Origin of the sequence: Actinomadura rupiterrae (assembly GCF_024172125.1) — a bacterium.
Classification (GTDB): domain Bacteria; phylum Actinomycetota; class Actinomycetes; order Streptosporangiales; family Streptosporangiaceae; genus Spirillospora; species Spirillospora rupiterrae.
In genome coordinates, this window is sequence record NZ_JAMZEA010000023.1 from 1 (window position 1) to 24,197 (window position 24,197).

26 protein-coding genes are annotated in these 24,197 nt (G+C 70.4%); 15 read left to right on the plus strand and 11 right to left on the minus strand.

The window, feature by feature from the left end; genetic code table 11:
* Nucleotides 1-784 (plus strand): GMC family oxidoreductase (locus FHU30_RS45455; protein WP_253883948.1); only part of this gene is annotated, 784 nt, incomplete at its 5' end.
* A 41-nt stretch (nt 785-825) separates the two neighbouring features.
* Here FHU30_RS45455 and FHU30_RS45460 read toward each other — a convergent pair.
* Nucleotides 826-2,199 (minus strand): aspartate aminotransferase family protein, encoded by a 1,374-nt coding sequence (locus tag FHU30_RS45460; protein ID WP_253883949.1) that lies wholly within the window; start codon nt 2,197-2,199, stop codon nt 826-828.
* A gap of 228 nt (nt 2,200-2,427) precedes the next feature.
* On the opposite strand from FHU30_RS45460, the gene FHU30_RS45465 reads away from it, so the two are divergent.
* From FHU30_RS45465 to FHU30_RS45475, 3 genes are all read left to right on the plus strand, one after another.
* Nucleotides 2,428-3,312, plus strand: coding sequence for an alpha/beta fold hydrolase (locus FHU30_RS45465; RefSeq protein WP_253883950.1), 885 nt, complete (start codon nt 2,428-2,430; stop codon nt 3,310-3,312).
* Nucleotides 3,313-3,428: 116 nt separating this feature from the next.
* The gene (locus FHU30_RS45470; RefSeq protein WP_253883951.1) at nt 3,429-4,679 is read left to right on the plus strand and encodes a cytochrome P450; all 1,251 of its coding nucleotides are present in this window, start codon (nt 3,429-3,431) and stop codon (nt 4,677-4,679) included.
* 89 nt (nt 4,680-4,768) lie between these two features.
* Complete coding sequence (locus tag FHU30_RS45475) at nt 4,769-6,016, plus strand: cytochrome P450 (RefSeq protein ID WP_253883952.1); 1,248 nt, start codon at nt 4,769-4,771, stop codon at nt 6,014-6,016.
* A gap of 5 nt (nt 6,017-6,021) precedes the next feature.
* Here FHU30_RS45475 and FHU30_RS45480 read toward each other — a convergent pair whose 3' ends face one another.
* Nucleotides 6,022-6,753, minus strand: a complete 732-nt coding sequence (locus FHU30_RS45480) for an SDR family oxidoreductase (RefSeq protein ID WP_253883953.1) — start codon at nt 6,751-6,753, stop codon at nt 6,022-6,024.
* A gap of 103 nt (nt 6,754-6,856) precedes the next feature.
* Between FHU30_RS45480 and FHU30_RS45485 the strand changes: the two genes are divergently transcribed.
* A complete protein-coding gene (locus FHU30_RS45485) occupies nt 6,857-7,714 on the plus strand; it encodes a helix-turn-helix transcriptional regulator (RefSeq protein ID WP_253883954.1) in 858 nt (285 codons plus the stop codon).
* Here FHU30_RS45485 and FHU30_RS45490 read toward each other — a convergent pair.
* Nucleotides 7,668-8,153, minus strand: coding sequence for an ATP-binding protein (locus FHU30_RS45490; protein WP_253883955.1), 486 nt, complete (start codon nt 8,151-8,153; stop codon nt 7,668-7,670). The two genes, FHU30_RS45485 and FHU30_RS45490, sit on opposite strands and share 47 nt — an antisense overlap.
* A 116-nt stretch (nt 8,154-8,269) precedes the next feature.
* Here FHU30_RS45490 and FHU30_RS45495 point away from each other — a divergent pair, with 116 nt between their 5' ends.
* From FHU30_RS45495 to FHU30_RS45515, 5 genes are all read left to right on the plus strand, one after another.
* A complete protein-coding gene (locus FHU30_RS45495; protein WP_253883956.1) occupies nt 8,270-9,106 on the plus strand; it encodes a helix-turn-helix domain-containing protein in 837 nt (278 codons plus the stop codon).
* Entirely contained in the window at nt 9,099-9,290 is a 192-nt protein-coding gene (locus FHU30_RS45500; protein ID WP_253883957.1) for a DUF397 domain-containing protein, read from the plus strand. Before FHU30_RS45495 ends, FHU30_RS45500 begins: the two co-directional genes overlap by 8 nt.
* The gene (locus tag FHU30_RS45505; protein WP_253883958.1) at nt 9,283-9,471 is read left to right on the plus strand and encodes a DUF397 domain-containing protein; all 189 of its coding nucleotides are present in this window, start codon (nt 9,283-9,285) and stop codon (nt 9,469-9,471) included. Before FHU30_RS45500 ends, FHU30_RS45505 begins: the two co-directional genes overlap by 8 nt.
* Nucleotides 9,472-9,971: 500 nt before the next feature.
* Entirely contained in the window at nt 9,972-10,853 is an 882-nt protein-coding gene (locus tag FHU30_RS45510; RefSeq protein WP_253883959.1) for a hypothetical protein, read from the plus strand.
* On the plus strand, nt 10,841-11,359 hold the full coding sequence (locus tag FHU30_RS45515; protein WP_253883960.1) for a hypothetical protein: 519 nt from the start codon (nt 10,841-10,843) through the stop codon (nt 11,357-11,359). Before FHU30_RS45510 ends, FHU30_RS45515 begins: the two co-directional genes overlap by 13 nt.
* Here the strand turns inward: FHU30_RS45515 and FHU30_RS45520 are convergent.
* From FHU30_RS45520 to FHU30_RS45540, 5 genes are all read right to left on the minus strand, one after another.
* Nucleotides 11,317-11,742, minus strand: a complete 426-nt coding sequence (locus FHU30_RS45520; RefSeq protein ID WP_253883961.1) for a hypothetical protein — start codon at nt 11,740-11,742, stop codon at nt 11,317-11,319. The two genes, FHU30_RS45515 and FHU30_RS45520, sit on opposite strands and share 43 nt — an antisense overlap.
* Before the next feature lie 9 nt (nt 11,743-11,751).
* Entirely contained in the window at nt 11,752-12,681 is a 930-nt protein-coding gene (locus tag FHU30_RS45525) for an SDR family oxidoreductase (RefSeq protein WP_253883962.1), read from the minus strand.
* Nucleotides 12,682-12,711: 30 nt separating this feature from the next.
* On the minus strand, nt 12,712-13,356 hold the full coding sequence (locus tag FHU30_RS45530) for a TetR family transcriptional regulator (protein ID WP_253883963.1): 645 nt from the start codon (nt 13,354-13,356) through the stop codon (nt 12,712-12,714).
* Between the two features lie 89 nt (nt 13,357-13,445).
* The gene (locus FHU30_RS45535) at nt 13,446-14,108 is read right to left on the minus strand and encodes a maleylpyruvate isomerase N-terminal domain-containing protein (protein WP_253883964.1); all 663 of its coding nucleotides are present in this window, start codon (nt 14,106-14,108) and stop codon (nt 13,446-13,448) included.
* A gap of 81 nt (nt 14,109-14,189) precedes the next feature.
* Complete coding sequence (locus FHU30_RS45540; RefSeq protein WP_253883965.1) at nt 14,190-14,900, minus strand: TetR/AcrR family transcriptional regulator; 711 nt, start codon at nt 14,898-14,900, stop codon at nt 14,190-14,192.
* An 86-nt stretch (nt 14,901-14,986) separates the two neighbouring features.
* Here FHU30_RS45540 and FHU30_RS45545 point away from each other — a divergent pair, with 86 nt between their 5' ends.
* Genes FHU30_RS45545 through FHU30_RS45555 form a run of 3 tightly spaced genes read left to right on the plus strand, consistent with a single transcriptional unit; the run spans nt 14,987 to nt 16,379 of the window.
* The gene (locus FHU30_RS45545; RefSeq protein WP_253883966.1) at nt 14,987-15,502 is read left to right on the plus strand and encodes an MFS transporter; all 516 of its coding nucleotides are present in this window, start codon (nt 14,987-14,989) and stop codon (nt 15,500-15,502) included.
* On the plus strand, nt 15,448-16,050 hold the full coding sequence (locus tag FHU30_RS45550) for an MFS transporter (protein WP_253883967.1): 603 nt from the start codon (nt 15,448-15,450) through the stop codon (nt 16,048-16,050). Before FHU30_RS45545 ends, FHU30_RS45550 begins: the two co-directional genes overlap by 55 nt.
* On the plus strand, nt 16,047-16,379 hold the full coding sequence (locus FHU30_RS45555) for a nuclear transport factor 2 family protein (protein WP_253883968.1): 333 nt from the start codon (nt 16,047-16,049) through the stop codon (nt 16,377-16,379). Before FHU30_RS45550 ends, FHU30_RS45555 begins: the two co-directional genes overlap by 4 nt.
* An 81-nt stretch (nt 16,380-16,460) precedes the next feature.
* Here the strand turns inward: FHU30_RS45555 and FHU30_RS45560 are convergent, their stop codons facing one another.
* Nucleotides 16,461-18,122 carry a hypothetical protein gene (locus FHU30_RS45560; protein ID WP_253883969.1) on the minus strand — a complete coding sequence of 554 codons (1,662 nt, stop codon included), beginning with the start codon at nt 18,120-18,122 and terminating at the stop codon, nt 16,461-16,463.
* 106 nt (nt 18,123-18,228) lie between these two features.
* Nucleotides 18,229-19,773 (minus strand): long-chain-fatty-acid--CoA ligase, encoded by a 1,545-nt coding sequence (locus tag FHU30_RS45565; protein WP_253883970.1) that lies wholly within the window; start codon nt 19,771-19,773, stop codon nt 18,229-18,231.
* A 199-nt stretch (nt 19,774-19,972) separates the two neighbouring features.
* On the opposite strand from FHU30_RS45565, the gene FHU30_RS45570 reads away from it, so the two are divergent.
* Nucleotides 19,973-20,587: a zinc ribbon domain-containing protein gene (locus tag FHU30_RS45570; protein ID WP_253883971.1), complete on the plus strand. Its 615-nt coding sequence runs from the start codon at nt 19,973-19,975 to the stop codon at nt 20,585-20,587.
* A 143-nt stretch (nt 20,588-20,730) separates the two neighbouring features.
* Here FHU30_RS45570 and FHU30_RS45575 read toward each other — a convergent pair whose 3' ends face one another.
* Nucleotides 20,731-21,330, minus strand: a complete 600-nt coding sequence (locus tag FHU30_RS45575; RefSeq protein WP_253883972.1) for a lytic polysaccharide monooxygenase auxiliary activity family 9 protein — start codon at nt 21,328-21,330, stop codon at nt 20,731-20,733.
* Nucleotides 21,331-21,681: 351 nt separating this feature from the next.
* On the opposite strand from FHU30_RS45575, the gene leuS reads away from it, so the two are divergent.
* Nucleotides 21,682-24,171 (plus strand): leucine--tRNA ligase, encoded by a 2,490-nt coding sequence (gene leuS / locus FHU30_RS45580; RefSeq protein WP_253883973.1) that lies wholly within the window; start codon nt 21,682-21,684, stop codon nt 24,169-24,171.
* Nucleotides 24,172-24,197: the final 26 nt, after the last annotated feature.

Here is a 24,197-nt window from a genome sequence, read left to right on the forward strand (position 1 = left end):
CCACCTGCGCGAACACGGCATCGAGCCGGTCGCCGAACGGCCGCAGGTGGGCCGCCACCTGCAGGACCACCTGGCCATCATGCTGCTGCGGCACTGCCCCGAACCGGTCACGCTGGTCGGCGCCGCCAGCCGCGCGAACATCGCCCGCTACCTGCTGCTGCGGCGCGGGCCGTTCACCTCGAACGTGGGGGAGGGCGTGGTCTACGCGCGCAGCGGCCCGGAGCAGCCCGCGCCCGACCTGGAGCTGGTCTTCGGACCTGTGCCGCTCATCAACGCCGGGCTGGAGGAGCCGACCGAGCACGGCGTGACGCTCGGGGTCGTCCTGCTGCGTCCCGAATCGTCCGGGCGGATCTCGCTCGCGTCGGACGACCCGTCCGCCAAACCCGCGATCGACCCCGCGTACCTGAGCGCGCCCGGCGACCTGCCGCGCCTGGTCAAGGGCCTGCGGATGGGCGCGAAGCTGCTCGACACCGGGCCCGTGGCGAGGTACGCGGAGCGGCCGATGGTCCCGCATCCGCGGAGCGGTGACGACGAAGATCTGGCGGCGTACGTCCGGGCGCATGCCGAGACGCTTTTCCACCCGACCGGAACCTGCCGGATGGGCACCGACGAGGACTCGGTCGTCGATCCGGAGCTGCGCGTCCGGGGCGTCGAGGGGCTGCGCGTCGCGGACGCGTCGATCCTGCCGGAGATCATCCGCGGGCACACCAACGCGCCGTCCGTCATGGTCGGGGAGCACGCCGCCGACCTCGTCCGCCGAATCCACCGAATCCGACGAACATGAAAGGGCGGGGCACACCGGCCCCGCCCCCCACATCGCAACGCCTACAGCTTGGACCAGGCCTCGGTCAGGACGGTCCGGAGGATCTGCTCGATCTCGTCGAACTGCGCCTGGCCCGCGACCAGCGGCGGCGCGAGCTGGACGACCGGGTCGCCGCGGTCGTCGGCGCGGCAGTACAGGCCGTTCTCGAACAGCGCCTTGTCGAGGAAGCCGCGCAGCAGCCGCTCGGCCTCCTCGCCGGTGAAGGTCTCCTTGGTCGCCTTGTCCTTGACCAGCTCGATCCCGTAGAAGAAGCCGTCGCCGCGGACGTCGCCGACGATCGGCAGGTCGAGCAGCTTCTCCAGGGTCGCGCGGAACGCCGCCTCCTCGCGGGACACGTGGCCGAGCAGGTCCTCGCGCTCGAACAGGTCGAGGTTGGCGAGCGCGACGGCCGACGAGACCGGGTGGCCGCCGAAGGTGTAGCCGTGCGCGAACATGTTCGTGCCCTGCGCGAACGGCTCGAACAGCCGGTCGGCGACGAGCATGCCTCCGAGCGGCGAGTAGCCCGAGGTCAGGCCCTTGGCGAACGTGATGATGTCGGGCACGAAGTCGAACTTCTGCGAGCCGAACATCGTGCCGAGCCGTCCGAAGGCGCAGATGACCTCGTCCGACACCAGCAGGACGTCGTGCTTGTCGCAGATCTCCCGGACGCGCTGGAAGTACCCGGGCGGCGGCGGGAAGCAGCCGCCCGCGTTCTGCACCGGCTCCAGGAAGACGGCCGCGACCGTGTCCGGGCCCTCGAACTCGATGGCCTCGTCGATCCGGTCGGCGGCCCAGCGGCCGAACGCCTCCGGGTCGCCGCCGTGCTCGGGCGCGCGGTAGATGTTGGTGTTCGGGACGCGGAACGCGGACGGCACGAGCGGCTCGTAGGGGGCCTTGATGCCGGGCAGGCCGGTCAGCGACAGCGCGCCGTGCGGGGTGCCGTGGTAGGCGACCGCGCGGCTGATCACCTTGTGCTTGGTGGGCTTGCCGACGAGCTTGAAGTAGTGCTTGGCGAGCTTCCAGGCGCTCTCGACCGCCTCGCCGCCGCCGGTGGTGAAGAACACCCGGTTCAGGTCGCCGGGCGCGAGGTCGGCGAGCCGCGCGGCAAGCTCGACCGCCTTCGGGTGGCCGTAGGACCAGATCGGGAAGTACGCCAGCTCGGCGGCCTGCTTGGCGGCGGCCTGCGCCAGCTCCTCCCGGCCGTGCCCGGCCTGCACGGTGAACAGCCCGGCGAGACCGTCCAGGTAGCGGCGCCCCTTGTCGTCGAAGACGTACGCGCCCTCGCCGCGGACGATCATCGGGACCTCGGCTCCGGCCGCGACCGGGGCGTGCCGGGCGAAGTGCATCCAGAGGTGGTCGCGGGCGGCCGACTGCAGCGACTCGGACGGCTGTGTCATCTCTTCCCTCGCAAAGCCGAAGACTCTCGCGTATATGCGAGCGATCCAGTTGTCTTGATGCTAACCAACCACTGATTCCGATGTAAACAGGGCGGCAGAATTACGAGATCCGTACATCCGTGAGGCTTCTCACCGTCCGCAGCCCGCGCGGTGCGGGCGGCGCGGTGCGGGCGGCGCGCGGTTCGGTAGGGTCGTCGGGGCGGAGCGAGCGCTTGGGAGGTCGGGCCGATGGCGGACGTTCGGACGGGCACGGTCGAGGCGGACGGGCTGGAGTTCGGCTACCTGGCGGCGGGTCCCGCGTCCGGGCCGCTGGCGCTGTGCCTGCACGGCTTCCCCGATTCCGCGCATACCTGGCGGCACCTGCTGCCCGAGCTGGCCGCGGCCGGATACCGCGCGGTAGCGCCGTTCATGCGCGGCTACGCGCCCACCGCGATCCCGGCGGACGGCGCGTTCCAGACAGGCGCGCTCGCCGCCGACGCGAACGCCTTGCACGAAGTGTTCGGCGGCGACGGCGAGGCCGTCCTGATCGGGCACGACTGGGGAGCAGCGGCGGCCTACGGCGCGGCAGGGTCCGCGCCCGAGCGGTGGCGACGCGTCGTCACCCTCGCCTTGCCGCCGACCGGCGCGATCCTCCAGGCGTTCTTCGCCTACGAGCAGCTCAAGCGCTCGTTCTACGTCTTCCTCATGCAGACGCCGCTCGCCGCGATGGCGATGACCGAGGACTTCGTCGCGGGCCTGTGGCGCGACTGGTCGCCGGGCTACGAGGCGGCGGCGGACGTCCCGCGCTTCATGGAGTGCATGGCGACTCCGGCCCACATGGAGGCGGCGATCGGCTACTACCGGGCGATGCTGGATTCGTCCCGGCATCTGCCCCGCTATGCGTCCGAGCAGGACGCAACGGGTAAACCGGGATCACAACCTACTCTGTACCTGCACGGCGGCTCCGACGGCTGCTTCGGCGCGGACGGGGTGTTCGCCGACCGTGCGGCGCTGCTCGCGCAGCTCCCGCCGGGGTCGCGCGCCGAGATCGTCCCGGACAGCGGGCACTTCCTGCATCTGGAGCGTCCGGACGAGGTGAACCGGCACGTCCTGGAGTGGCTCGCGGCCCGCTGAGGCCCGTTCGCCGAGGCCGACGAGTTCGACGGGATTCGCGCGTGCCGTGCCGGGTTCCGGCAGAGTGGATGTAAACCGAATCTGATTCTGTTCACTTCCGCCGTGGAGGGTGCGCGATGCTCAGAGCCGAGGACATCGACCTGACCGACTGGGCGTTCTGGCGGCGCCCGCTGGACGAGCGCCATGCCGCGTTCCGGGTGCTGCGCTACGAGGCGAGCCTGCCGCGCTACGACGAGCCGGACGTCCCGATCGTCCCGCGCGGGCCCGGCTACCACGCGGTGACCAGGCACGCGGACGTGGTCGAGGCGTCCCGGCGGCCGCGCGACTTCTGCTCCGGACGCGGCGCGATCAGCATCCTGGACATGCCCGGCGACATGCACGAGTACTTCGGCTCGATGATCAGCATGGACGACCCGCGGCACGCCCGGCTGCGCCGCATCGTGTCCGGGGCGTTCTCGCCGCGGATGGTGAAGCGCGTCGAGGAGCGCGTCGAGGAGGTCGCCGCCGGGATCGCCCGCGACCTGGCCGCCGGGCGCGGAAGCGGCGACTTCGTCGCGGACGTCGCGTCCCGCCTCCCCTTGAAGGTCATCTGCGACCTGATGGGCATCGGCCCGGACCACTACGACGCCGTGCTGACCGCGACCAACATCATCCTGGCCGGCAACGACCCCGAGTTCCTGCCCGCCGAGGACCCCGACGAGGCCGCGCTCGCGCTGCTCACGGCCGGGGAGGCGCTCAAGGGCATCGTCGGGGAGCTGGGCCGCGAGCGCCGCGAGAACCCCACCGACGACCTGACGTCCGCGCTGGTCAACGCCAACATCGAGGACGAGTCGCTCACCGACCAGGAGCTCGGCTCGTTCTTCATCCTGCTCGTCGTCGCCGGGAACGAGACGACCCGCAACGCGATCGCGCACGGCCTGCACCTGTTCACGACCCATCCCGACCAGCGCGCATTGCTGGACGAGGACTTCGACGGACGCATCGGCGGAGCCGTCGAGGAGATCGTCCGCTACGTGTCCCCGGTGATCTGGATGCGCCGCACCGCCACCCGCGACACCGATCTGAACGGCTACCCGGTCTCCGAGGGCGACAAGCTGCTGCTCTACTACGGCTCGGCCAACCGCGACGAGACCGTTTTCACCGATCCCGACCGCTTCGACGTCCTGCGCAATCCGAACCCGCACGTCGGTTTCGGCGGCCCCGGCCCGCACTTCTGCCTGGGCGCGCACCTGGCCAGGCGCGAGATCACGGTGATGTTCCGCGAGCTGTTCGCCGCGCTGCCGGAGATCCGTTCGACCGGCGAGCCCGTCCGGCTGGAGTCCAACTTCATCAACGGCATCAAGCGGATGGCCTACGAACCCGGCTGAGCCCCGAAGCGGGCAGATCGGCGGACGGGGTTGACGCAAGCGCTTGCTTTGCAACGATGGGAGGGACGCGCGGGAGAGGCGGTGGTCCGATGGACGGCATCGACCTGGCGGATCTGGGGTTCTGGGCCCGGCCGCTGGAGGAGCGCGCGGCGGCGTTCGCGGCGCTGCGCCGCCTGGACCGCCCGCCGCACTACGCCGAGGTCGAGATCCCGGAGATGGAGGCGTTCGGGTTCCGCCGCGGGGACGGCCAGTACGCGCTGGTCAAGTACGCGGACGTGGCGGAGGCGAGCCGCCGTCCCGAGGTGTTCTGCTCCTCGCGCGGCACGGTCGCCGGGACCCTCGACCCGCCGCCGGAGTTCATGGAGTACTTCGGCTCCATGATCACCATGGACGACCCGCGGCACGCCCGGCTGCGCCGGATCGTCTCGCGCGCGTTCACCGCCGGCGTGATCGCCCGGATCACCGGCGCGATCGACGCCGCGGCCGTCCGGATCATCGAGGACTTCCGGCCCAAGGGCGGCGGCGACTTCGTCGCCGAGGTCGCCGGGCGGCTGCCCCTGAAGATCATCTGCGATCTGATGGGCGTCCCGGAGGACAAGCACGACCGGGTGTTCGAGCTGTCCAACCTGATCGTCGGCTCGCTCGACCCCGAGTACGTGCCCGACCTCGCCGAGATCGGGCCGAGCGTGATCGCGGCGGGCGAGGAGCTGCGCCAGATGGTCTACGACCTGGCCGCCGAGCGCGCCGACAAGCCCGAGGACGACCTGACGTCCGTCCTCATGGCGGCGAACGTCGAGGGCGAGTCGCTCACCGGCAAGGAGCTGGGCTCGTTCTTCATCCTGCTGATCGTCGCGGGCAACGAGACGACCCGGAACGCGACCGCGCACGGCCTGGACCTGCTCACCCGGCACCCCGAGCAGCGCGCGCTCTGGATGTCGGACTTCGAGCGCTACGCCCCGACGGCCGTCGAGGAGATCGTCCGGTATGCGAGCCCGGTGACGTTCATGCGCCGCACCGTGACCCGCGACTACGAGCTGGGCGGGCACACCTTCAAGGACGGCGACAAGGTCCTCCTGTACTACTGCTCGGCTAACCGGGACGAGACGGTCTTCACCGATCCGGACACGTTCGACATCACCCGCGACCCGAACCCGCACCTCGGTTTCGGCGCGCCCGGCCCGCACTTCTGCCTCGGCGCGCACCTCGCCCGCCAGGAGCTGACCGTGATGTTCCGCGAGCTGTTCCGGCGGCTGCCCGAAATCCGGGCCACGGCCCCGCCGGAACGTCTCACGTCGGCGTTCATCAACGGCATCAAGCACCTGGAGTGCGCGTTCTGACCCCGCTACCAGGGCAGCGGCTCGGTGCCGGTGAAGAAGCCGCCGGACGGACCGTCCGCGTCCAGGAGGGCGAGCGGGACGACGCAGGCCGCGCCCTCCTCGACGGTCTGCGGGCCGCTGTGCCCGTTGATGTCGGTCGCCGTGTAGCCGGGGTTGGCCGCGTTGACCTTGATCCCGGTACCGGCCAGCTCCTTGGCATACGACAGCGTGATCCCGTTCAGGGCGGACTTGGACGAGTTGTACGCCATCAGGTTGAACGGGTAGTAGATGCTCTCCGGGTCGCTGAGCAGGGTGAGGGAGCCCAGCTCGCTCGACACGTTCACGATCCGCGCGGCCTCTGCGCGGCGCAGCAGCGGCAGCATCGCGTTCGTCACCGCCACGACGCCGAACACGTTGGTCTCATAGGTGGCGCGGAGCGCCTTCAGCGGCAGCTCGCTGGGGGAGACGCTCGCTTCCGCCGGCGCGATCCCCGCGTTGTTGACCAGGACGTCGAGCCGTCCGTACTCGGCCTCGACCCACTTGGCCGCCGCCCGCACGCTTGCCTCGTCCGTGACGTCCAGCTGGACGAACCGCGCGTCGATCCCCTCGTCGACGAGCAGAGCCGCGGCCGGCTCCCCGCGCTCGGCGGCCCGCGCCGCCACGATGACGGTCATGCCTTCGCGGCCCAGCTGCCGGGCCGCCTCGAAACCGATTCCCTTGTTGGCCCCGGTGATCAGGGCGATGCGCTTCTCGCTCATGCCGTCCACCCTGGCCCGCACCCGGCCGCGAGCAGGAGAGACCGCCCGAAGCTGGGATCAGCGATACCACCCTGAACCCGCCGAACCGGGCGACAATGGACGCGTGGAGAAGGACCAGCTCGCGGAGTTCCTGCGCACCCGCCGCGCCCGCATCGGCCCGGAGGACGTCGGCCTGCCGTCCGGCGCGCGCCGCCGCACGCCCGGCCTGCGCCGCGAGGAGGTCGCGCGCCTGGCCGACATGTCGGTGGACTACTACATCAGGCTGGAGCAGGGACGCGGCCCCAACCCGTCCAGGCAGATCCTGGGCGCGCTCGCCCGCGCGCTCCGGCTGAGCGACGACGAGCGCACGCACCTGTTCAACCTGGCAGGCGAGCCGCCCGTGCCGCCGCAAGGTCCGCCGCAGGACGTCCCGCCCGGCATCGTCCACCTGCTGGAACGCATGGACGACACCCCCGCCTACGTGCTGGACGCGGCGTACAACGTCCTCGCCTGGAACGCGATGGCGGCAGCGCTGATCGCCGACTTCTCGGTGCTGCCGCCCAACGACCGCAACCCCATGCGCTGGTTCTTCCTGGTCAAGGAGTCGGCCGACATCTGCCCGGAGAGCGAGTACTTCCAGTTCGCCCGCGAATCGGCCGCTGACCTACGCGCCGCCCAGGGCCGCTACCCGAATGACCCGGGCATCCGCTCCCTGCTAGACGAACTGCACGAGAAAAGCGCTCTGTTCCGTCTCGTATGGGCCGAGCACGACGTCGAGGTCCGCCGCACCAACAAGAAGACGATGACCCACCCGGCAGTGGGAAAGCTCGAACTCCACTGCGACGTCCTACTCGTCCCCGAAAAGGACCAGAAGGTCATCCTCTACACGGCCACTCCGGGCACCGAGTCCCACGAGGCCCTGAAACTCCTTCGCGTCATCGGGACGCAGAAGATGCAGCCGGAGAACTCCCGAGTTCCCTGATCGGTCCGTCCGTATTCGCGGGTTCATCGGCGGCTAGCACCGCCCACACGATCTTCAACCCGCCCGCCGTGAACCGGTGGCCGAACTGCACGGCCAGCGCCCGCACCATGAAGAGCCCGCGCCCCGACTCGGCGAGCAGGTCGAGTTCCTGACCCGGCTTGGGCCAGCGCGGCTCGTCCGGCGAATGGTCGTGCACCTCGATCAGGACGTGCCCGCCCGCGCGGATAAGGCGCAGCCCGAAAAGCGACCCCTGCGCCTGCACGACGGCCACGTTGGCGACGAACTCCCCGACGATGACCTCCGCATCGTCCCGGAGCTCGGAAAGCCCCCACTCCGCGAGAACCTGCCTGGTCAGCAGCCGCGCGGTATCGGACGCATCCGAATTCACGAACAACGCCCGCCGGAACATCCCCCCGCCGCCCCGCCCCTGCTCACCCACCCGCACCACCCACCTTCCAGAATTTCTGTGCTGTGAATCACACAGTTCTCCTGACAGTGCGTGATGTCGCGTGTACGGTCGGCATCTGGGAAACATTGGGAAAGTAGGTGGACGGCATGGCTACGCACGAGTCGCTTCTTCAGCTCCCGGACCCCAGGGCTAACCTGTGGGACTTCAGCGCTCACTACCTGCGGCAAACGCGGAAACGTAAGGGTTTGTCCGGTGAGGCGCTCGGACGCGCGCTTCAGATCAGCAAGTCAAAGGTTTCCCGAATCGAGCGGGGAGAGGAACGTCTTGATCTAGCGCTCGCGGAGAAGGCCGATCAAGCCCTGGGGACGGTCGACCTCTTTGTGCTGCTCGTCTGGTACGCGAGTTTTGGCCACGACCCCGAATGGTTTCCGCAGTACGTCAAGTTCGAGCAGCAGGCGACGTGGCTTCGGCTCTACGAAGCCGACGTCATCTCCGGGCTCTTCCAGACCGAGGAGTACGCCCGTGCGCTGGTGGGTTCGTCCATTGCGAGCGATGTGGAGCGCGTCGTGATGCGGCGCTTGCAGCGTCAGGAGATGCTCGCACGCGAGCAGAACCCGCCCAGCGTCTCATTGCTGATGAGTCAGAACGCCCTGGACTGGCCGGTCGGGTCACCGCGCATCATGCGCGAGCAGCTCGGCCATTTGCTGGAAGCGGCCGAGTGGGCGCATGTCATGATCCGGATTGTGCCCCGGTCATGGGAATGCGGCGCCCATGCTGGTCTCGCGGGTTCTTTCCAGCTCATCACCGGAGAGCCGTGGGGAGAGGCTGCATACACGGATGCGCCTGGCACGGGACGCTTGGTAGCGTCGCCGGCCGAGGTCCTGAAGTACGCTCTGAGGTACGAGCGGATCAGCGGATCGGCCTTGAGTGTGGAGCGCTCGACCGCGCTGATCCGGCAAGTTATGGAGGCGTTCCGTGACTGATCAGCCCGTATGGCGTAAGGCCACAGCCAGCGGTCCCGAGGAAAGCGCTTGTGTTGAGCTGGCAGACCTCACCGGTGTGGTTGGGCTCCGCGACAGTAAAGCTCCTGAACTGGGGCATCTGAGCTTGTCACGTTCGGCGCTCGCCGAACTACTCGGGCGTGTGAGCGAGACGTCCCATGAATGATCACACGACGTGGCGCAAGTCGAGCCACAGCGGCACTGAGCAGGGTGATTGCGTTGAGTTGGCTGCGCTGGCGGGCGGTGTCGGCGTTCGGGACAGCAAGGATGTCGGTGCGGGGCACTTGAGGGTGTCGCGTCCGGTGTTGGCTGAGTTGTTTGCGCAGGTCAGGCAGGGCGACTGCTGATCTGAAGGGGCATCCTGCGGAGCGCGTTCCCCTCTTGGGGGACGCGCTTCGTCGCGTCCACGACGAGTAGGTGCGGATAGATCATTCGTCGAGCCGGATGTGGGTGGCGGCTGCTTGGAGCGTGAGCTCGTCCTGCGGCGGCCGACGGAGGTCCCTCTCCGGGCGGGAACGAGCCCCGGGTTCGTCGGTCTCAGACTTCCGGTATCGTGAAATTCCTTCGCGTCATTCGGAGAAATCACTCACTAAGTGAGTAGATTTCCGCTGGTCCGGACGCTACGGGTGGCGTCGAGGTGGAAGCGGCGTCCTCACATACCGGCGCTGGCCCGATCTGGCCGATTTCCTTGTAAGCGGCCGGACGTGGCATGCCTTTCAGCGGCGGAGATAAAGTGCGTGTAACCACTTAATTGTCCGGGTGCGGCCACGGGGGCGAAAGCGTTCGTTGACATTGCTGATCGCCAGGGCAATGGTCAGCGGTCATGAGAAACATTTCGAGAAGGACAATGGCGGTGCTCGGGGCGGCGGCGTTCTGCGCGGCTTCGGGCGCGGCGGCCATGCCCGCGGCGTCGGCTCAGCCGGCCGCACCGGGCGCGAAGCTGGGGGTGACCGTCGGCAAGGACGGGTGGATCACCTACACCACGACCCGGTACCAGTCGCTGAAGCTCAGCGGGGTCACCCGGTCGACCGTCCAGGGCAAGAAGAGCGCGGACGGCACCTGCACGATCGGCAGCAGCGGGACGGCTGCGGCCGGCTCCCCGTCGACCTACCAGGAGGAGACCGCCTACAACCCGGTCAAGTGCCAGAGCAGGATCGTCACCGGGAAGATGAGCGCCGCCGTGGCGCGGACGCTGGAGGCCCCCGCGGCCGATTCCAGTGACGCCAAGAGCAGGGTCGGGCCGATGTCGGCGGCGGCCACCCAGTATTCCAGCGCGTACGAGAAGACCTCGTGGATCGACCCGATCCGCATCACGATCACCTCGCTGACGACCAACCTGAAATGGCCGCTGTGGGGCGCGGGCGGTTGGCTGTACGGCCGCAACAATCCCTACGAATTCCGATGGGACGGCTGGAAGAACTCGGGCACGCCCAAGGTTGTTTTCCACCCGGTCGGGCCGATCAACAGCCGGTCGGGTTCGGGGTGGAAGGTGAATGCGGCCGAGCGGTTCACCAATGTCGACTTCGAGCGGTACGTGATCCTCGTGCTCGGGCCGTCCGGATGGGCAGCGTGCGGCTTCAACACCGCGCCCGCGCATTTCAACCACAACGTCACGGTCGGCGGATACCGCAATAACTGGCGGTCGTGGGCCTACTCCGACTCCAAGCGCGGCGGATGCAGCAACCTCGTCCACCACGGCCAGTGGAACGGGTGGGGATGGAGCAAGTGACCCTGGCCCGGCGAGCGTCGCTGGTCTGCGGGTCCGTTCTCCTCGCTGCCGCGTGCGGGCACACCACCCCGCCGCACGGGGCCGTCGATATGCGGAACTCGCCGGGAGCGGTGGCCCTGGAGTATGGCAAGGCCATGTTCGCGGGGCGGTTCGACCAGGCGGCGCGCTGGGTGCTTCCCGCGCAGGTCGGGACGCTCCGGGCCCTCACGCTGGGGCTGCCGGCGGGGTCGGTGCAGGCCAGGGACCTGGCCGTCGGGTCGACCTCGACGTCCGGCGGATCGGCCGTGGTCGTCCTGACCGGGACGCTGTGCCGGTCCGGTGCCCCGACCAAGGCGTCCAGCCCGGGGATGGAGTGCGTCACCAACCGTGATGCCAGGTCCACGAATCCGATCTTCCGGATACAGCTCGCGCAGGACACCAGGCACCAGTGGTTCGTGACCTACCCCGATCCGGGGCAGAACGGTCAGCCGGTGCCGTCCTCGGGTGCGTCGTCCCCTGCCGTGTGACAGCGGCGGAGAACGGCGTACTCGACGGCGAGGCCGACGATCAGGAAGCAGGCGGCGGCGATCGCCCACATCCGGGGATCGGTCTGCTCGACACACGACTGCGCGTGCTCGGTCGTGGAGCAGACCGTCCCCGGACCGTGCCGGTTCAGGTAGGCGACGTAGCCCAGCGGAGCCGACGGGCCGCAGATCAGCCCGGCCAGGCCGCCTCGGCCCGGCCACCTGAGCAGCACGAGCACCGTGATCGCCCCGCAGACCGGCAGCAGCAGGACCCCGATGCTCAGCAGGCCGACGACGCCCAGCCCGTAACCGGCGCCGAGCAGGAACCACACCAGGAACCACGTCCACGGGCGGCGCCGGATGCGCTGCTCCCGCAATGCGAGCATGGCCACTCCTCAGCGGTAGTGAAGCTGGAGCTCGTTGACGTAGCGGCGCCCGAGCACCTGGGCGTTGTCGGACACCCATCGCAGGAGCGAGGTGTCCCCGGTGGCCGGGCCGTCCGTGTCGGCCAGGCCGTCCGCCATCGCGGCGTACTCGTCCCGCGTGAGCAGGACGTCCCGCAGGGCCGTTCCGAGCAGGCCGGAAAGCGCGGTGACGCCGGAGCCCGGGAGGTACCGGACGATCACCGCGCGGCTGCCGACCGCCGAACGCACGGCCTGGACGAGTTCGAGGAAGGCCGGCCGGTCCGGTCCGACCGCATCGAGCGTCACGCATGAGCCGTCCCATTCCGGGCGGTGCGCACCATGCCGGACGCACAGCCGGGCCAGGTCGTCCACGTGGATGCCGCGGACCCGGTACGCGCCGGACCCGCCGATCGCGAACACCGGCAGCCTGCGCAGCAGCCAGGCGATGTTGTGGATCAGCACCCCGTCGCCGCCGAACAGGATCGCCGGACGCAGCACGGTGTGCGGCAGGCCGGTGGCCAGCAGCGCCCGCTCGACCTCCGCCTTCCCGCGGAAGTACGAGTAGGGGGACGCGAGGCTCGGATGTGTGATCGACAGGTGCACGATGTGCCGCACGCCCGCGATGCGCGCCGCGTCGAAGAGCGTGCGGGAGTTGTGGACGGCGAGCGCGTGGTCGACGCGGCCCCGGCCGAAGCGGATCCAGTAGGTGTTGTAGAGGGTCCGCGCGCCGCGCAGCGACTCGACCAGTTCGAGAGGGTTGTCGAAGTCCAGCGGACGGGCCTCGACCGCCGAACCGGCCGGGGCGCGTTCCGGATGCGCGGTCAGCGTGCGGACGCGCCGTCCTTCCGCCATCAGTTCCCGGGCGATCGCGGCGCCCGAGTATCCGAAGGCGCCGGTCACCACGTCCAGATCGTCGGACATCTCCTGCCCTTTCCCGGGCCGTCGGAGCGGTCAGGTCTCGTCGGAGCGCGTGCCTCCGAGCAGTTCCAGGAGCGCGGCGGCGACGTCGATCTGGTCGAACACGGCCAGGGCCGGCGCGCGGTCGCCTTCCAGGTTCGCGAGCATTTCCAGGCCCAGGTAGAGCGCCACCATCCCGTGCGCGACCGCTTCGGGCGGCACCGCCCCGTCCACCGGCGAACCGGCCAGCGCGCGGCTCGCGGCTCCGGCGGCGAAGTCGCGCCAGGGCGCGATCCGGCGCGCGATCTCCGGCCCCAGGCCCGGCGTGGTGGACGCGCCGGAGATCATCTCGACCAGCACCGCCGCGTACCCGCGGTCGAGGTCCTCTTCGAAGACCGTCCGGGCCGTGGCGGCGAGCTCGGCCACGCCTCCGGCCTCGTCCACCGCGGCCTGGTACCGGACGCGCCGGGCCTCGCTGACCGAGTCGAGCGCGGCGAGGAGGAGATCCACCACCGAACCGAAGTGGTAGAAGACCAGGGACTGGCTGCATCCGGCGCGCGCCGCCACTTCGCGCGCGCTGGCCGCTGCGAAGCCCTTCTCTTGCAGGATCTCGACGGCCGCCTTGACCAGGCGCGTCCTCGCGTCGTGCGCGGCGTCGGTACTCCCGCCCGCACGGCGTTTCGCGCCCGATCTGGCCATCGCAGGGCCTCCCGGCTGAGCAGACGAACTGAGCAACTGCTCAAAACGGTAGGCCCGGGATCCCGGCCGGGCAAGAGCCCTCGGCGGGATCAGCCGAGGATGAAGGGAATTCGGTCCGCCAAATCACCCAGCGCCGCCGTCTCCTCGGCGGTCGGGGCGCGTCGGCCGGTGCTGACGAGCAGCGTGTCCTTGTCGGTGAAGGACGCGGGGAACTCGGCCTGGGCGATCTCTTCCAGGAGGGCTCGGGCTGCCGCCATGGACTCGGACGGGGGATCGGCGGCGTCGGGGAGGTGCGCGATCAGGTCCAGGTGGTGGAGCGTCCACTCGATGACGTAGGCGGACAGGTAGTCGCCCGCGGTCAGGACCATGTCCTGCGTGCTGACGCGCAGGGCCGGGTCGGCGAGCTTCGCGGCGCGTCCGGCGGCCGAGCCGACGTCGTCCAGGTGGAACTTGAGCCAGCGCGGTTCGCCGTAGGCGGCGGCGAGGCGGGGGATCAGGGCGTCGAGCGGGTCGTCGCCGGTGGGCGGCTCGTCCGATACGTGCCAGTACGTGGCCGCGTTCGCGGTGGGCTCGGCGCCGTCGTCCGCGGGCGTGACCAGGGTGATCAGGACGTCCTGGGCGTCGATGACCAGGTGGCAGGCCAGGTCCCGGATCGACCAGCCGGTGCAACCGGACGGCTTCTCGAAGTCCTCGTCCGGGGTCTCGGCTACCGCTGCGAGCAAGGCCGTCCACGCGCGCGAGAAGTGATCCACCCGCCGCACGTTAGTGGCGGCCCGGAACGGCGGCAAAGCATTTGTGGGTGGCTCAGGCCGTGCGGGCGTGCCGGACCGCGGTCAGGGTTTGAGGCCGAGGGAGGCGACGAGGGCGCGCATCTCATCCTGGTAGACGGTCGCCGGGTCGAGGATCAGATCGCGCAGGTGGCCGTAGATCTCCAGGGCGAGCAGCCCGTGCATCCGGCCCCAGATGCGCAGGGTCAGCGCGAGCGCCGCCGGCGGCAGGTCGGGGAAGACCTCGCGGACGTGGCCGGTGAGCCGCGGGTCGAAGTCGTCCCACGCGTACTCGCGGTCGCCTGCGGAGAGCGGCGCGGCGGTCGGCCACGCGGCGGCGACCAGGCCGGTCAGGCCGGTGCAGGCGCGGACCTCGGCGGTCTTACCGGGGCCGTCATCGGGCTCCTGGTAGCCGGGGACGGGATCGCCGTAGATCAGCCGGAAGCCCTCCGGGTGGGCCAGCGCCCAGGTGCGCAGGGCGTCCGCCCAGGCCAGGATCCGGCCGCCCGGATCGTCCTCGGGGACGGCGTCGCGGGCGGCCTCGACCGCCTCGACGAGCGCGGTGTACACGTCGCCGATCAGCGTCGAGACCAGGTCGTCCCGGGTGGCGAAGTAGCTGTAGATCGCGCCCGCCGTCATGCCCATCTCGCGGGCGATGGCGCGCAGCGAGATCGCGTCCGGGCCGCCCTCCGCCATCAGCCGGAGCGCGATCGCCTTGATCTCGCCGCTGGCCTGCGCGCGGAGCCGGGCCCGGCGGCTGGTGGTCTGCTCGGTCACGGTTGACACTCTACAGCGGTGAGCTACTGTACGGCGTATCGCTTTCTGAACGGCGTGTAGTAAATCAACGGCATGCAGGATGAGGGATGGAACAGCATCGACTACGCCTCGGGCTGCTGGCGTTCACGCAGCTCATCGTCGCTTTGGACTACAACATCGTGTATGTCGCGCTCCCCGACATCGGGAGCGCTCTGGGATTCGGCCCGTCGTCCGTGCAGTGGGTGGTCAGCGCCTACGCGGTCGGGCTCGGCGGCCTGCTCCTCTTCGGCGGACGGGCCGTAGACCGCCTCGGTCCGCGCCGGATGTTCATGACCGGCCTCATGCTCTACGCCGTGGCCTCCCTGGCGGGCGGGCTCGCCTACGACGCCGGAATGCTCGTTGCCGCACGGGCCGTCCAGGGTGTGGGCGGAGCGCTGCTGACCCCGGCGACGCTCACACTCATCTACCGCGGCTTCGCCGAAGGGCCGGAACGCAACCGGGCGCTCGGCGCCTGGGGCATGGCGGGCAGCGCGGGCCTCGCCGCCGGAGCCGCGGCCTGTCCACCACCATGGTCGTCATCGCGCTGTTCCAGGGCACGCTCGGCGGCGGCTACTTCATCCTGACCACCTACCTGCAACCCGTGCTCGGCTACAGCTCGCTGGAAGCGGGCCTGACGTTCCTGCCGCTCACGGTCGTCTGCATGGTCGCGGCCATGAAGATCACGCCGGTGCTCCTCGGCCGCTGGGGCGTCCGCGCCACGCTCGCCCTCTCCATGACCGGCACCGGCGCGGGCATCGCGGCCCTGGTCGCGGGCGTCACGTCCGGTGGCGGTTTCTGGACGCTGCTGCCCGGCTCGGTGATCTGGGGTCTGTTCGGCGGCGTGGCGTTCGTCAGCCTCTTCGCGTCCGCCGGAGCCGGTGTCGCGCCGCTCGAACAGGGCGTCGCGTCCGGCCTGGCCAGCACCGCGAAGGAGGTCGGCGGGGCGATGGGCCTCGCGGTCTTCGTCGCGATCGCCACCGCCTCGTCCGACCCGCTGCGCGGACTGCACCGCGCCGGCTGGACGGCGGCCGCCGTCACCGTCGCGGGCGGCCTGATCGCCCTCGTCCTCAAGTCCCCTCGAACCACCTCCGAAACCGAAGAATCACCCAACCTCGAAGGAGCCCTCCAATGACCACCACCGAACTCATCACCGCGTACCTCGACATTTGGAACGAGCGCGACGCCGACGCCCGGTTGAAGCTCATCGAGTCCGTCCTGACCGAGGACTCGCTGTACTCCGACCCCGACTACGCGGGCCTGCGCGGGCACGCCGAGCTGACCGAGGCGATCGGGCGCGCGCACGAGAAGTTCGGCGACCTGCGCTTCACCCTCGGCGAGCTGATCGGCGCCCACCACGACCGCGCGCTGTTCACCTGGAAGCTCGGCGACGCCGCGACCGGTTACGACGTGGTCGAGTTCGAGGACGGGCGCATCAGCAGCGTCATCGGCTTCTTCGGCTGAGCCTGAACGTGTTTCGGCTGAGCCTGAACGTGTAAGGACGAGGCGTCCCGGCAGTGGGCTGGGACGCCTCGTGGTTTTCGGTCAGCGGACGCCGTAGGCGCGGATCAAGGTCTGGTCGACCACGCCGGCGACCTCGGTCCGGAGCGAGACATAACCCGAGGACGGGTTGACGAAGACCGCCTTCCAACCGGTACCGGACGGGACGACAGGAACGGCACGCCAGGTCACGCCGTCGTCAGCGGACGTCCAGACCTTCGGCGCGCCGGACGCCGTGAGGCCGTCCGGGGTGAGGGAGACCGCCTGGAACGAGCCCGCCACCGCGCGGTTCGACGCGTCCAGCCCCGGGACCTTCGCCCGGACGACGCCGAGCGGCACTGTCGCCTTCGGGTCGGTGACCTGGACGTTCCAGGCGATGTGCTGCCGGGACGACAGGTCGGTCCAGGACGCCGAGCGCTTCGCGTCGACCGTGAGCGTGTAGCGGCCCGGTTTCGCCGGTTCCGACCCGTTGAGGTAGCCGGGGACGCTGCTGGACGCGACGACCGTGCCCGACATGTCGGTCAGTTTCGTCGACCCCTGCGTGAACGAGAGCGAACCGGGCAAGGATTCGCCGTCCGCGCTGTTCAGCAGCGGAACCTGGACGAGGTTCTGGCCCTCGCTGTCCGGGGTGAGACCGCCCTTGCCGGGCCCGAACGGACCCTGGCCCCACGTGCGCGCGTACCGGCCCGGCCCCGCGAAGCGCTCGTGCCGCAGCAGCAGGTCGTATTCGCTGAAGTCGCAGGACGGATCGGTGATCGCGTAGTCCAGGTACCAGTCCACGCCGGGCGTGAAGTACTCGGTGCGCTCGGCGGGCAGCTTTCCCACCTGGCTGTACGTCCCGAACTGCGCCGTCGTCGTCCAGAGCGGCGAGGCGTGGCCGCCCCCGCAGGCCCGGCCGCCCGAGCCCGGGTACCGGGTGCCGACCTCCGCGAGGTCCGCCGACCGCACCCGCACGCTCGGGTCGTCCGGGATGCCCTTGACCGACGAGCTGATGTTGTAGACGTACGGGCTGCCTTCCGCGGCGCCGTCCCTGGTCAGCTGCGCGGTCATGTCGAGCTGGAGGTCGCCGCCGGGCGCCGCCGGGGTGGCGTAGAGGTCGTCGGCGGCCATCGTGGTGATCGCCTGGTAGTGGTCGCCGAGCCGCTGCGAGACGACCGCGGCGGTGCTGGTCGGCTTCGCGTCCGGCCGGTCGGCGGCCGTCGCCTTGACGGGACGCGCCTTCCGTCCGTCCATGGTCACGGCGGTGTCCGCGCCGACCGCGACCTTCGGCAGGTACAGCAGGACGACGGAGGTCCGGCCGTCCGGCGCGGTGTCGAAGATCTTGCTGCTCAGGATGTGGTCGCCGTCCGGGACGGGCCCTTCCGCGTGCCCGTTCGCCATGTCCAGGCCGATGGGGTCGCTGCCGTCCAGCGGCCAGACGTAGAGCCGGGAGTTGTGGTCGGTGGTCGTGGGCTTGCCGTCGCGGCCCAGCAGATCGACCTTGAGCACGTGCTCACCGGCCGCGACCCCCGCGTGCGGACGGCGTGCCTTCGCCTCCGGGTCCGCGCCATTCTTGACCAGGCCGCGCTGGAAGTTTTCATGTGTGCGGGGCGGCGCCGGGGCCGCGTGTGCGGAGACGGTCGTCCCGCCGAACAGGGCCGTTGCGGAAAGGGCCGTGGTGGAAAGGGCCAGCGCCGCCTTGAACGCCGGTGCTGCGTTGAACGCCATGCGAGTCCTCTCGTGGTGACGGCGGCGCTCGGTGCGCCGCCGTCACGAGAGGTTCGCCGGACGGGTGACCCGCTTTCCCGGCCCGGGCCGGCCCGGGTTGGCGCGGTTAGCGGAGTTCGCGCTTGAGGATCTTGCCGGTGGCGGTCATCGGGAGCTCCTCGCGGAACTCGACGATGCGCGGGTACTTGTAGTTCGCGAACTGCTCCTTGCCCCACGCGACCAGCTCGTCCTCGGTGAGGGACGACCCCGGCGTGCGGATCACGTACGCCTTGATCTCCTCGCCGTGCGAGTCGTGCGGGACGCCGACGACGGCCACCAGGGAGACGTCCGGGTGGGTCATCAGGACCTCTTCGAGCTCCCGCGGGTACACGTTGTACCCACCGCGGATGATCATGTCCTTGGAGCGGTCGACGATGTAGTAGTAGCCCTCGTCGTCGCGGCGGGCGATGTCGCCGGTGCGGAACCAGCCGTCCCGGATCGCGGCCTCGGTCGCCTCCGGGCGGCCGTAGTAGCCCTTCATGATGTTGTGCCCGCGGATCGCGATCTCGCCGGGGCCCTCGCCCTCGACGTCCTTCCAGTCGTCGGTGATCAGCTTCATCTCGACGCCCCAGATCGGCAGCCCGATCGAGCCCGGCTTGGCCGGACGGTCCGGACGGTTGAACGACGCGACCGGGGAGGTCTCGGACAGGCCGTACCCCTCCAGCACCTGCGCGCCGAACTTCTCCGCGATCCCGTTCAGCACCTCCATCGGGAGCGCCGCGCCGCCGGACACCGCGACGTTGAGGTTCTCCTTGATGACCGCGATGTCCTCGGCGGACGTCTCGTGCGTGAGCAGCCCCCAGTACATCGTCGGGACGCCCGCGAAGACGTTCACCTTCTCCTTGACCATCAGCTTGATCGCCTCGTCCGCGTCGAAGCGCGGCTGCAGGACCATCGTCGCGCGGCGGTACAGGCTGACGTTCATCACGCAGGTCTGGCCGAAGATGTGGAACAGCGGCAGCGTGACGAGCGTGGTGTCGTGGTCGGTGCGCTTGAACAGGGTGTCGTCGAGCATCGCGTTGGTCAGCAGGTTGCTGTGCGACAGCTCGGCGCCCTTGGGCTGGCCGGTCGTCCCGCTGGTGTAGATGATCACCGCGGTGTCGGTCGGCTCGGTCGCCGGCCCCTCGAACTCGGCGGACTGGCCCGCGAGCGCCGCCCAGAACAGCTCGGCGCCCTCGATCGGGGACTCGGTCGCGGCCGGGTTCGCGGGCAGCAGGAAGAAGTGCTCGCAGTTCTCGGCCCGCTCGAACCCGGCGTGCCCGGACTCGCCCAGCGGCAGCTGCGGGGTGCCCTCGAAGCAGAAGAACGCCTTCGCGTCCGAGTCGGACAGGTGGTAGGCGATCTCGCGCGGCTTGAGCAGCACGTTCAGCGGGACGACGACCGCGCCGGCCTTGAGCGCGCCGAAGTACACCATCGGGAAGTACGGCAGGTTCGGCGAGGAGAGCGCGATCTTGTCGCCCGGCCCGATCCCGCGTTCGCGCAGCAGGTTCGCCACCTGGTTCGCGACCGTGTTCAGGAACGCGTACGACAGCCGCATATCGCCGAAGACCAGGGCGTCGCGGTCGGGCGTCTCGCGGGCGGCGTCCTCCAGCAGGACCGACAGGTTGTACATGGCACTCCTCGCGCCGAGTCACCAGGCAGTTATTACCGACGAGTTTATGCAGTTTTGCCGACATCCTGTCCCACCGGTGCCGGACCACGCCAGCCCCGGCGCGCGCCCGCGCGCCGCACGGAGGCTGAAAGTCCTGGTCTGACGGCTCTGCCGGAATTGGTCGCTAGGCTGTCCGGCACGCCACAGAGGGGAACTGCCAGTGCTGATCATTTTCGGCTTCCGGGTCGTGTACTTCACGCTCGGCCAGGGCGTGTTCCACTGCCCGGACTGCGGCGGCGACCGCGACTTCCGGCGGCGCCAGGGCCGCAACTTCTTCACCCTGTTCTTCATCCCGGTGCTGCCGCTGAACAAGACCGGTCCCGAGATCGTCGAGTGCGGCACCTGCCGCGGACGCTGGACGACCGCGGTGCTCGCCGTCCCGACCGGCGCGCAGCTCGCGGCGATGCCGGGCATGCTGCTGCGGATGGCCGTCGTCCAGGTGCTGCGCTCCGGCGACTCCGCGCACCCGGCCGCCCGGGCGCGCGCGGTCGAGGTCGTCCGGCAGGCCGGGATCGAGTACGACGACGCCGCGCTGGACGCCGACCTCGGCCGCTCCTTCGACGACACGCGCGTCGAGATGGCCCGCTCCGCCGACACCCTCGCCCCCGAGGCCCGCGAGAACATCCTGCGCGCCGCCGCCGAGATCGCCCTGCTGGACGGCCCGCTCACCTTCTCCGAGGAGGAGACCCTGAACGCCGTCGGCGCCGACCTGGCCCTGACCCGCGTCCAGGTCACGGGTGTCCTGTCCCTGGCCCGCGAGTCCTCCGGCCGCTGACGCCTGGCCGCTGGCGCCCGGCCGCTGACGCCTGGCCGCTGACGCCCGGCCGCTGACGCCCGGCCGCTGACGCCTGGCCGCTGACGCTTCACAGAGCCGCCCGCCGTCCCTCCCAGGTGACGGCGGGCGGTTCTCCTTTCGGGCTAGCCGAAGTTGACGTCAGAGCACTGGTAGAAGGCGTTTCCGGTGTCGGCGATGGTCCAGACGGCAAGGATCATGTGCCGTCCGTGTTTGGCCGGGAGCGTGCCCGGGTGCGCCACGTCGTACGGCGGGATCCTTCCGTTGTAGTTGACCGTCAGGAACGGGGTCAGGTCGAGCTGGGCGCGGGTGAGCGGCCTGGTCGGGTTCCAGCCGTCCCTGGTGGCGAAGTAGCGGAACGAGGTCGTCGCGTGCGCGGCCGTGAGGTGCCAGGTGAAGGTGTACGACCCGCCGGACGGCACCGACGCGGCGGGCCAGGCGCCGCCGCGCGGGTCGTCCAGCGGGGCCCAGCGGGAGTCGCCGGCGGCGCAGATCGTGCCGTCGGCGGGTCCGGCGGCGGGGAACCCCTTCGGGCCCTCGGTGCTCTGCAGCTCCCACTGGATCGGGCCGCAGTTCTTGACGACGCCCTGGTGGCAGAGCAGCGCCCGGCTGGGCGGCGCCGTGGTGTAGCCGTGCGCGAGGGCCGGCGCGGCGCTGACCAGCGGCAGGCCGAGCCCGGCGACGGCGGCGAGCAGGAGCGTGGACTTTCTGGGCGCGGTGGGCATAGGCGTCTCCTTGGCGGGGGAGCCCGTCGGATCGGGGCTCCGGAGGGTCGCTCGGCCGGGCCGTCCCCTGTCCCGGGCCTTACTGACAAGAAACCTTCCTGTCGTTTGCCCGTCAACCCCCCGTCCCGCGAGCGCCGCCCGCCCGCGAGCCCTATATGGGGGAGGGCGGGCCTTGCCTCTGCGCTACTCTTGGGGTATGCGAGCCGGGCTGCTCCTTGGACCGCCGCGTTGACGAGTGCGTGACCCGTCGGCGCGGCGACCCCTCCTGTGCGAGGGGTCTTTGCATGTTCCGGGGCCCAGCGGCATACCGGCCCCGGGACTTTCCCCAGGACAGCCGCACCATCCCGTTGAGTGAGGACCGGAGTAGCGACCGTGAGCAGCGACGAGCAGTACGACCCCCGGGCGGTTCAGGACACGTGGCAGGCCCGGTGGGCGGAACTCCTGCCGTTCACCGCCGCCGAGGAGGACGACGGCCGCGAGCGTCGCTACGCGCTGGACATGTTCCCCTACCCGTCCGGTGACCTGCACATGGGCCACGCCGAGGCGTTCGCCATCGGGGACGTCCCGGCCCGGTTCTGGTTCCAGCGCGGCTTCAACGTGCTGCACCCCATCGGCTGGGACTCCTTCGGCCTGCCCGCCGAGAACGCCGCGATCAAGCGTGACTCGCACCCCGCCGAGTGGACCTACGCCAACATCGAGACGCAGGCCGGGTCGTTCCACCGGTACGCGCCGTCCTTCGACTGGACGCGCCGGCTGCACACCTCCGACCCCGAGTACTACCGCTGGACGCAGTGGCTGTTCCTGCGCTTCCACGAGCGCGGGCTGGCCTACCGCAAGGGCGGCCAGGTCAACTGGTGCCCGAACGACCAGACCGTGCTGGCCAACGAGCAGGTCGTCGGCGGGCACTGCGAGCGCTGCGGCGCGCTGGTCGAGAAGCGCGTGCTGACCCAGTGGTACTTCAAGATCACCGACTACGCCGACCGGCTGCTGGACGACATGGAGCAGCTGGAGGGCAAGTGGCCCGAGCGCGTCCTGCTGATGCAGCGCAACTGGATCGGCCGCTCCACCGGCGCGGACGTCGACTTCGCCATCGAGGGCCGGGACGAGCCGGTCACCGTCTACACCACCCGTCCGGACACCCTGTTCGGCGCGACGTTCATGGTCGTCGCCGCGGACGCCGCGCTGGCCGAGGAGATCGTCGCGCCCGAGCAGCGCGCCGCGTTCGAGGCCTACCGCGACGAGGTCTCGCGGGAGAGCGAGATCGAGCGGCTGTCCACCGAGCGCGAGAAGACCGGCGTGTTCCTGGGCCGCTACGCGGTCAACCCGGTGAACGGCGAGCGCATCCCGGTCTGGGCCGCCGACTACGTGCTGGCCGACTACGGGCACGGCGCGATCATGGCCGTCCCGGCGCACGACCAGCGCGACCTGGACTTCGCGCTGAAGTTCGGCCTGCCGGTGCGGGTCGTGGTCGAGACCGGCGAGGCCGACCCTGCCGAGACGGGCGTCGCCACCGCCGGGGACGGCCGGATCGTCAACTCCGGCCCGATCGACGGGCTGTCCAAGGCGGACGGCATCGCGAAGATCATCGAGGTGCTGGCCGAGCGCGGCACCGGCAAGGCGTCGGTGAACTTCCGGCTGCGCGACTGGCTGGTGTCCCGGCAGCGGTTCTGGGGCTGCCCGATCCCGATCATCCACTGCGACGCGTGCGGCGAGGTCCCCGTCCCGGACGACCAGCTGCCCGTCACGCTGCCCGACAACCTGCGCGGCGCCGACCTGGCGCCGAAGGGCGAGTCGCCGCTGGCGTCCGCGCACGACTGGGTGAACGTCGACTGCCCCAAGTGCGGCGGCGCGGCCCGGCGCGACACCGACACCATGGACACCTTCGTCGACTCGTCCTGGTACTACTTCCGGTACTGCTCGCCGCGCTACACCGACGGGCCGTTCGACGTCGAGGCCGTCCGCAAGTGGATGCCGGTCGACCAGTACACCGGCGGTGTCGAGCACGCCATCCTGCACCTGCTGTACAGCCGGTTCTTCACCAAGGTCCTGTACGACATGGGCATGGTCGACTTCACCGAGCCGTTCCGCCGCCTGATGAACCAGGGCCAGGTCATCCTGAACGGCAGCGGCATGTCCAAGTCGACCGGCAACCTGGTCGACCTGGGCGAGCAGATCGACGAGTTCGGCGTCGACGTCGTCCGGCTGGCGATGCTGTTCTCCGGCCCGCCCGAGGACGACATCGACTGGGCGGACGTCTCCCCGCACGGCATGCTGAAGTTCCTGGGCCGGGTGCACCGCATCGCGACCGAGGTCAAGGCCGAGCCGGGCGCCGACCCGGCGCTGGGCGACGCCGCGCTGCGCCGCGTCACGCACCGCACGATCGACGAGGTCACCTCGCTGGTCGAGGCGGGCCGGTTCAACGTCGCGATCGCGCGGATCATGGAGCTGGTGTCGGCCGCGCGGCGCGCCATCGACTCCGGCCCGGGCGCGGCCGACCCGGCCGTCCGCGAGGCCGCCGAGACCATCGCGGTCACGCTGTCGCTGTTCGCGCCGTACACCGCCGAGGAGGCCTGGTCGGTGCTGCGCCGCCCGGCCCCGGTGATCAAGGCGGGCTGGCCGACCGCCGAGCCGGCGCTGCTGGTCGAGGAGTCGGTGACCTGCGTGGTGCAGGTCGCGGGCAAGGTCCGCGACCGGCTGGACGTCCCGCCCGGCATCGCCGCGGACGACCTGGAGCGGCTGGCCCTGGACTCGGCCAAGGTCCAGGACGCGCTGGCCGGCGCCGAGATCGCCAAGGTGATCGTCCGCGCCCCCAAGATCGTCAACATCGTCCCCAAGCGCTGACGCGCGGACGGTTGTTTCACCGCCGC

Excerpts from the sequence above, each read along its gene's own strand:
- FHU30_RS45565 (WP_253883970.1), bottom strand. The coding sequence starts at position 19,773 with ATGTACAACCTGTCGGTCCTGCTGGAGGACGCCGCCCGCGAGACGCCC.
- FHU30_RS45515 (WP_253883960.1), top strand. The coding sequence starts at position 10,841 with ATGGAGCAAGTGACCCTGGCCCGGCGAGCGTCGCTGGTCTGCGGGTCC.
- FHU30_RS45520 (WP_253883961.1), bottom strand. The coding sequence starts at position 11,742 with ATGCTCGCATTGCGGGAGCAGCGCATCCGGCGCCGCCCGTGGACGTGG.
- FHU30_RS45505 (WP_253883958.1), top strand. The coding sequence starts at position 9,283 with ATGAATGATCACACGACGTGGCGCAAGTCGAGCCACAGCGGCACTGAG.
- FHU30_RS45555 (WP_253883968.1), top strand. The coding sequence starts at position 16,047 with ATGACCACCACCGAACTCATCACCGCGTACCTCGACATTTGGAACGAG.
- FHU30_RS45575 (WP_253883972.1), bottom strand. The coding sequence starts at position 21,330 with ATGCCCACCGCGCCCAGAAAGTCCACGCTCCTGCTCGCCGCCGTCGCC.
- FHU30_RS45510 (WP_253883959.1), top strand. The coding sequence starts at position 9,972 with ATGGCGGTGCTCGGGGCGGCGGCGTTCTGCGCGGCTTCGGGCGCGGCG.
- FHU30_RS45560 (WP_253883969.1), bottom strand. The coding sequence starts at position 18,122 with ATGGCGTTCAACGCAGCACCGGCGTTCAAGGCGGCGCTGGCCCTTTCC.
- FHU30_RS45525 (WP_253883962.1), bottom strand. The coding sequence starts at position 12,681 with ATGTCCGACGATCTGGACGTGGTGACCGGCGCCTTCGGATACTCGGGC.
- FHU30_RS45545 (WP_253883966.1), top strand. The coding sequence starts at position 14,987 with ATGGAACAGCATCGACTACGCCTCGGGCTGCTGGCGTTCACGCAGCTC.
- FHU30_RS45465 (WP_253883950.1), top strand. The coding sequence starts at position 2,428 with ATGGCGGACGTTCGGACGGGCACGGTCGAGGCGGACGGGCTGGAGTTC.
- FHU30_RS45480 (WP_253883953.1), bottom strand. The coding sequence starts at position 6,753 with ATGAGCGAGAAGCGCATCGCCCTGATCACCGGGGCCAACAAGGGAATC.
- FHU30_RS45475 (WP_253883952.1), top strand. The coding sequence starts at position 4,769 with ATGGACGGCATCGACCTGGCGGATCTGGGGTTCTGGGCCCGGCCGCTG.
- FHU30_RS45530 (WP_253883963.1), bottom strand. The coding sequence starts at position 13,356 with ATGGCCAGATCGGGCGCGAAACGCCGTGCGGGCGGGAGTACCGACGCC.
- FHU30_RS45550 (WP_253883967.1), top strand. The coding sequence starts at position 15,448 with ATGGTCGTCATCGCGCTGTTCCAGGGCACGCTCGGCGGCGGCTACTTC.
- FHU30_RS45470 (WP_253883951.1), top strand. The coding sequence starts at position 3,429 with ATGCTCAGAGCCGAGGACATCGACCTGACCGACTGGGCGTTCTGGCGG.
- FHU30_RS45460 (WP_253883949.1), bottom strand. The coding sequence starts at position 2,199 with ATGACACAGCCGTCCGAGTCGCTGCAGTCGGCCGCCCGCGACCACCTC.
- FHU30_RS45495 (WP_253883956.1), top strand. The coding sequence starts at position 8,270 with ATGGCTACGCACGAGTCGCTTCTTCAGCTCCCGGACCCCAGGGCTAAC.